7 protein-coding genes are annotated in these 6,471 nt (G+C 56.1%); 6 read left to right on the plus strand and 1 reads right to left on the minus strand.

The window, feature by feature from the left end; genetic code table 11:
- The coding region (locus B3F77_RS20510) for a TlpA family protein disulfide reductase (RefSeq protein ID WP_293606749.1) at positions 1 to 576 on the plus strand (576 nt) is incomplete at its 5' end.
- Here B3F77_RS20510 and B3F77_RS20515 read toward each other — a convergent pair.
- On the minus strand, positions 562 to 705 hold the full coding sequence (locus B3F77_RS20515; RefSeq protein WP_293606750.1) for a hypothetical protein: 144 nt from the start codon (positions 703 to 705) through the stop codon (positions 562 to 564). The two genes, B3F77_RS20510 and B3F77_RS20515, sit on opposite strands and share 15 nt — an antisense overlap.
- A 32-nt stretch (positions 706 to 737) precedes the next feature.
- Here B3F77_RS20515 and dsbG point away from each other — a divergent pair, with 32 nt between their 5' ends.
- From dsbG to soxB, 5 genes are all read left to right on the plus strand, one after another.
- Positions 738 to 1,583 carry a thiol:disulfide interchange protein DsbG gene (gene dsbG / locus B3F77_RS20520; protein WP_293606751.1) on the plus strand — a complete coding sequence of 282 codons (846 nt, stop codon included), beginning with the start codon at positions 738 to 740 and terminating at the stop codon, positions 1,581 to 1,583.
- Between the two features lie 120 nt (positions 1,584 to 1,703).
- Positions 1,704 to 2,255 (plus strand): DsrE family protein, encoded by a 552-nt coding sequence (locus B3F77_RS20525; protein WP_293606752.1) that lies wholly within the window; start codon positions 1,704 to 1,706, stop codon positions 2,253 to 2,255.
- 167 nt (positions 2,256 to 2,422) lie between these two features.
- On the plus strand, positions 2,423 to 4,129 hold the full coding sequence (locus B3F77_RS20530) for a sensor histidine kinase (RefSeq protein WP_293606753.1): 1,707 nt from the start codon (positions 2,423 to 2,425) through the stop codon (positions 4,127 to 4,129).
- A complete protein-coding gene (locus tag B3F77_RS20535; protein WP_293606754.1) occupies positions 4,126 to 4,755 on the plus strand; it encodes a response regulator transcription factor in 630 nt (209 codons plus the stop codon). Before B3F77_RS20530 ends, B3F77_RS20535 begins: the two co-directional genes overlap by 4 nt.
- 241 nt (positions 4,756 to 4,996) lie before the next feature.
- Positions 4,997 to 6,471, plus strand: a 1,475-nt coding sequence (soxB, locus tag B3F77_RS20540; RefSeq protein WP_293606755.1) for a thiosulfohydrolase SoxB, incomplete at its 3' end; no start/stop codon positions are given.

Genomic DNA, 6,471 nt, shown 5'->3' on the forward strand with positions numbered 1-6,471 from the left:
TGGGCCGGGATGGTGGCGGCGTTGCTGGTGGCGATCTGGCACGGCTGGCGCCGTGCAGCATCACGCAAACCGCTGATCCTGGGGCTGGCAGCAGGGGCGCTTGTCTGGGGCGGGATGTTTGGCGCGCTGCGCATGCTGGAACGGCCGGTTCTGCCTAAGGTGTCGTTGACGACACTTGCGGGGGAGCCGGCAGACCTCGCTGCACTGGCAGCAGGTAAACCCATGGTGGTCAATCTGTGGGCCAGCTGGTGCCCTCCCTGCCGGCGCGAAATGCCGGTGCTAGCCGCCGCGCAGCAACAGGAAACTGGTGTGCGCTTTGTTTTTGTCAACCAGGGCGAAGATGGCGCGACAGCTCAACACTACCTGTCCGCCAGTCGGCTTGATCTTGCCAATGTTCTGCTCGACCCTGGCGCCCACCTCGGCCGCGAGGTCGGATCGGCGGGGCTACCGACCACGCTGTTCTACGACGCCAACGGACGGCTGGTCGATACCCAACTTGGTGGGCTATCACCCGCCTCGCTGGCCAGCAAATTAAAGCGACTACGCACGCCCACAGATCTTTCAAGCAAGGAGTAAATCACCAATGATCAAAAAACCACTTGTTCCATTTGCAGTTTTGTTCTCCTTGCCAATCATGGCTCTGGCCGCGCAGGCGAAGAGCTGACCAGGACCGTATTCCTTGCATCTCAAAATAAATTTTGTCATTACCCTATTTTTACAATTCAAAGAACGAAGCCATGCTTAACTCACCATCTCACCCTTTTTCATTCCTCAAGCGAATAGCGCCAACCGCATTGATTGGTCTGGCCTTTTTTGGTGCCAATAACGCAGCTAGCGCTGCAGACTATCCGAAACAGATTCAGGCTGCGGTAGCACGGGGAATCAAGGTGGTAAAGACCTTTCCCGCCGTTTCTTCCTTGACTGGTTGGGTGCTGTCGCAGGGAGGCCAGTCGTCAATCGTGTATACCACCCCCGACGGTAAAACGATGCTGGTGGGTGAAGTGATTGATGAGAACGGCAAGCCGCTCAATGCACAGTATGCGAGCCAGTTCGCCCCGCAGCCCGACTATGCTGCAAGCTTTCAGGAACTGGAGCGGGCAGATAACGTAGTGGAAGGGTCGCTCAAAAATCCAAAAAGCGTTCTCTATGTTTTTTTCGACGCCAACTGCCCGTTCTGTCATTTCACGTGGAAGGCACTGCAGCCATATGAGAAAGCCGGCTTGCAGGTCAGGTGGATTCCGGTTGCCGTACTGGGCGAAACCAGCTTGCCAAAGGCGGCGGCCATCATGGCAGCGAAAGATAAGACCAGCGCATTTCGCGCCATGCAAGAGCAGTATCGTCTGGGTGCACCGCTAGCGCAGGGGCAGGGCGCGCCTTCGAAACCCGAGGTTGCCGAAAAAATTCGCAAAAACGGTGAATTGATGGAAAAATTTTCTATCGATGGCACGCCAGGAATCGTGTGGAAAGACAGTGGCGGAAAGGTCCACGTAAAAGGAGGCATGCCGCGCTTATCGGAAATTCCCCGTATTACTGGATTGCCGGAACAGAAAATCGACGATCCGGAACTGCAAAAATTTCGCTGACCAGGCAGTTTTTCTGCGGCGGTATTCCCTGGCCTCCGCTTCGGTTAATACCGAGCGGCTGTGCTGTTTGTTGTCTTCTATATTGACCTTAGCCCACCCCACCACGAAAGCTTGAAACCAATGAAACCCAAAACCTCACCGTTACGTCTTGCCCTCGTCATCGCTACGCTTGTCATCCACAGTTTCCCATTGCCTGTCTATGCCGAGAGCCCTCCGGTAGCCGCAGAAAGCAAAAAAGCGCCGCTTCAGATTGAGAATAGGACCGGCATCAAGGTTGTCGTGCAAGTCAACAGTACCGACACCACTTCCAAAGGCATCGGCAAGCAGGTGCTTGGCGTGAAAAATCTGTTGGACCAATACACTGCCTTGGGGATGACGTCCGGGAAAGATTTCGAGATTGCCATGGTATTCCGGGGCGACGGTGCACAATTCCTGCTCACCGATGAGGCTTATGACTCAAAAGTAAAAGATTCGCACCCGAAAGGCAATCCCAACCGGCCAATGATTGAAGCCCTCCACCAAGGAGGCGTCAAAATATTCGAGTGCCAAGTCGCCATGAAACTGAAAGGCTACGGAGTAGAGGATCTTTTGCCGTATAGCCGCGTGGTTGTTTCCGGCATTGGCGCTTTGGTCGACTTTGAAAAATCGGGGTATCTGCCGATAACTCCATAAGGCCGAAACGGCATTCCGCAAACCGACCGAAGCAGGTGGTTTTAATCCAAGGATGGAAAATTAAAACCATGTTTTTGTTGCGCCAAATTTTCCGGCTTGCGGCCTTCTTGATGGGCGTGAGCTTGTTGCTTCATCCATCCATTGCGGGCACCAGCAATACGGCTACAGTGCGGATCGGCGTGCTGGCATATAAAGGCGCCGAGGCGGTACAGGACGATTGGTCCTACGTCAGGAATTGGCTTGAAGCCAGCATTCCGGGTCATCGTTTCGTTCTGCTTGATTTCGACCAAGCCGGACTGACGCGTGCGGTGCATGAACGGACCATTGATTTCGTCATCACCGGCAGCGGCCACTATGTCGCCCTTGAACATAGCGATGGCGCCAGCCGCATCGCGACCATCGAGTCGCCTTGGGCCTTGTCGCCAAGGCAATCGATAGGATCGGCCATCGTGGTGCGCGACGATGCGCACTTGCATACATTAACGGATTTGGCTGGCAAGCATGTGCTGGCGGTCGGCCCGGATGCGTTCGGGGGTTACCAGATCGCTGCACGCGAATTGCTGGAGGCCGGTGTCGATCCTGAGCATAATCTGGCCAGTCTGCAGTTTACGGCTTTTCCGATTCAAAAAATTGTCTATGCAGTTCGTGCAGGCCGAGCCGACGCCGGCATTATTCCCACCTGCCTGCTTGAGCAGATGATCCGCAGCGGCGAGATTGGTGCCGGAGAGTTGCGTGTGCTGGCGCCGATCGCCACCAAGGGCTTCCAGTGCCAAACATCATCACGCTTATACCCCGACTGGCCGATAGCCGCCTTGCCTCATACCCCGGCGGAACTGTCCAAGCAAGTGGCCATCGCCTTGTTGCGCATGCCGCGTACCGCAGAAGGCTATAGTTGGGCCGTACCCGCCGATTATCAGGTTGTCGACGAGCTGTCCCGCGAACTGAAAATCGGCCCCTATGCCTATTTTCGTCAATGGACCTTCGAGGGCTTGCTGCGGCTCTACTGGGGCTGGCTGCTGCTGATTCTGGCTCTGTTGGTCGTTTGGGCGGTGCATACCGTGCGGGTCGAATACCTGGTGAGCCAGCGCACCCGCGCGCTACGCGACGCGCAGGAGGAGCAGCGCCGCATGGCAGAAGAGGCGGGCTTGCGCCAAACCATGCTCGACCATGCCGCGCGGCTCGCCATCCTCGGTGAAATGGCAAGCGCGATCGCGCACGAGTTGAATCAGCCGCTGGCGGCGATCCGCAATTTCGCCCGCGGCATTGCACGGCGCATTACGGCAGGCCGATTGGAACAGGGGCCTCTGCTGGAAGGAACCAGCGAAATTGTCACGCAAAGCGAGCGGGCGGCAAGCATCATTCGCAACATCCGCGCTTTCGCCCAAAAAAGGGTATCCGAACAGAAGTCGGTCGATCTGATAGCCGTCCTGGGCGAAGCCATCGCCCTGTTTGCCGGCACTCATCCAGAAGCACATGTTATTTGGCGGTCCACCGCCATTCAGGGGTCGGCCAAGGTGATGGCCGATCCCTTGCAGATCCAGCAGGTCATGCTCAATCTGCTGAAAAATGCACTGGATGCGCAGCAGACCGCCGGCCATGCACAGGAGCCGATCGAGGTGCAGCTCAGGGCGGAAGCCTGCGCCTATCTCATCACCGTGCGTGACTCCGGTTGCGGCCTTAAGCCTGAACAGTTCGCACGCCTGTTCGAACCGTTCTACACGACCAAACCCGAGGGCCTCGGCCTGGGCCTGTCGCTTAGCAAAGGCATTATCGAATCGCTTGGGGGAACGCTGTCGGCAGTGGCAAATGCAGACAATGCAGGGCTGGCGGTATGGTTCAGCCTGCCGAGGGAAGAATCACAGGGAGAAATATGAACGAACGCGATGCGATGCTTTTTGTAGTCGACGATGACGATGCGATGCGCCGTTCACTGGCGTATCTGTTCGATGCGGCGGGCTGGCGCGTGGCGTCTTTCGAGTCGGCGCATGACTTTCTCGACCGTTACGACGGGTCTGTGCCGGGCTGCCTGGTGCTCGACGTGCGCATGCCCCTGATGAGCGGATTGGAACTGCAACAAACGCTCAAGGATCATGGCGTACACCTGCCCATCATCTTTCTGACCGGCCACGGTGATTTGGCCATGGCGGTGCAGGCGATGAAAACCGGCGCCTGCGACTTTCTCGAAAAACCGTGCAAGGATCAGGTATTGCTCGATGCGGTTACGCGCGCGGTGCAGCGCAGCATCAAGGACTGCCGGATAAATACGCAATCCCACGCCGCGCAAAGCGCGCTGGCGGCGTTGACCGCGCGCGAGCGCGAGGTGGCGGAATTGATGGCCGCCGGCAAGCCCAGCAAAGTCATCGCCCGCGAACTGGGGATCAGCGACAAGACCGTCCAGGTGCACCGCCACAACACGATGGAAAAGCTGGGCGTGCATTCGGCGGCAGAAATCGCCCATCTGCTGATGGAGGCAAAAGCGAGGCATCCAGGCTCGCATTAGGGAAGGTTTTAACAGGCACACTCTATGTTGCGGCTGCTGACGATGCTCTGGTGCTACGCTTATCAGGGTGCTGAAATACCTATCAACACCCTGGCAGCGAAAAATTCTGACCGCGTAGAACGAGCTACAAGCAATTTTTTCGATGTCGGCAAGGGGTAGATGACTATTTTTCGAGACGACTTCTGGAGCTGAAACTAGTATTTCAGCAGCCTGTTAAATCAGTTCTGAAAAGGGGATACCAGTGGAAATTCATGTACCTACAGATTCAAACACGCCCAATAGCGCAGAACAGCTGTACGATATCCCGGCTTTTGGCAACGTCAGCCTTTTGCATTTCACCGATTGTCACGCCCAACTGCTGCCCATTTATTATCGCGAACCCAGCATTAACCTCGGCGTAGGCAGCGCTGAGGGTAAAGTACCGCATCTGGTCGGTGCAACCCTGCTGGACAGATTTGGCATCAAGCCGGGCAGTCGGCAGGCCTACGCATTTTCCCATCTCGATTTTTGTGCTGCGGCCCGAGCCTACGGCAAGGTAGGTGGTTTCGCGCATCTCGCAAGTCTGGTCAAGCGCCTGAAAGCAAGCCGTCCCAACGCTTTGCTGCTGGATGGAGGAGACAGTTGGCAAGGCTCGGCCACGGCACTGTGGACTGCCGGGCAGGATATGGTGGAGGCATCGCTTGCGTTAGGCGTCGATGTAATGACTGGGCATTGGGAATTTACCTACGGTGCCGAGCGCGTCTTGCATGTCGTGCGCAATGATTTCAAGGACAAGGTCGCCTTCATCGCCCAGAACATCGTGCATGAGGACACTGCCGACCCGGTGTTTGATAGGTATGTCATTCGTGAACAAAATGGCATTCCGGTTGCCATTATCGGTCAGGCGTTTCCCTACACGCCTTGGGCGAACGGTGCGCAATTCACCCCCGGCTGGGAATTTGGTATCGATGAAGCGCGCCTTCAGGCGGTGGTCAACGAGGTGCGCAAAAAAGGCGCGCAAGTGGTCGTACTGCTTTCGCACAATGGCATGGACATCGACCTTAAATTGGCTTCGCGTATTTCCGGGATCGACATGATACTTGGGGGACACACCCACGACGGCGTGCCGGTGCCCAGCGTGGTGCAAAACTCCGGCGGTGTAACCATCGTCACCAACGCCGGATCCCACGGTAAATTTCTTGCCACGATCGATTTTGACGTAAAACATGGTCGCGTTGCCGACTATCGATATCATTTGTTGCCGGTCTTTTCGGAACTATTGCCAGCCGACCCCGCCATGCAGGCAACCATCGATCGAGTGCGTGCGCCTTACCAAAGTCTTCTTCAGGAACCGATTGCCGAAAGTCAGCAACTGCTTTATAGACGCGGCAATTTCAACGGTTCATGGGACCAGCTGATTGTCGAAGCACTGATGCAAGTCAAAGGCGCAGAGATTGCCTTTTCTCCCGGGTTCCGTTGGGGGACCACGCTATTGCCCGGACAAATGATCACCCGCGAAAATTTGATGGAGCAGACTGCAATCACCTACCCCAATACCTCTTTGGTGCAAATGACCGGTGCCGAAATCAAACAACACCTGGAAAAACTTTGCGACAAAATTTTCAACGACGATCCGTATCAACACCAGGGGGGCGACATGGTGCGTACTGGCGGACTTGTTTATGCGTGTGAACCCGCTGCAAAAATAAATTCCCGCATCAGCGACATGACTTTGAA

It is taken from the genome of Polaromonas sp. UBA4122 (assembly GCA_002381615.1).
GTDB lineage: Bacteria > Pseudomonadota > Gammaproteobacteria > Burkholderiales > Burkholderiaceae_C > Polaromonas.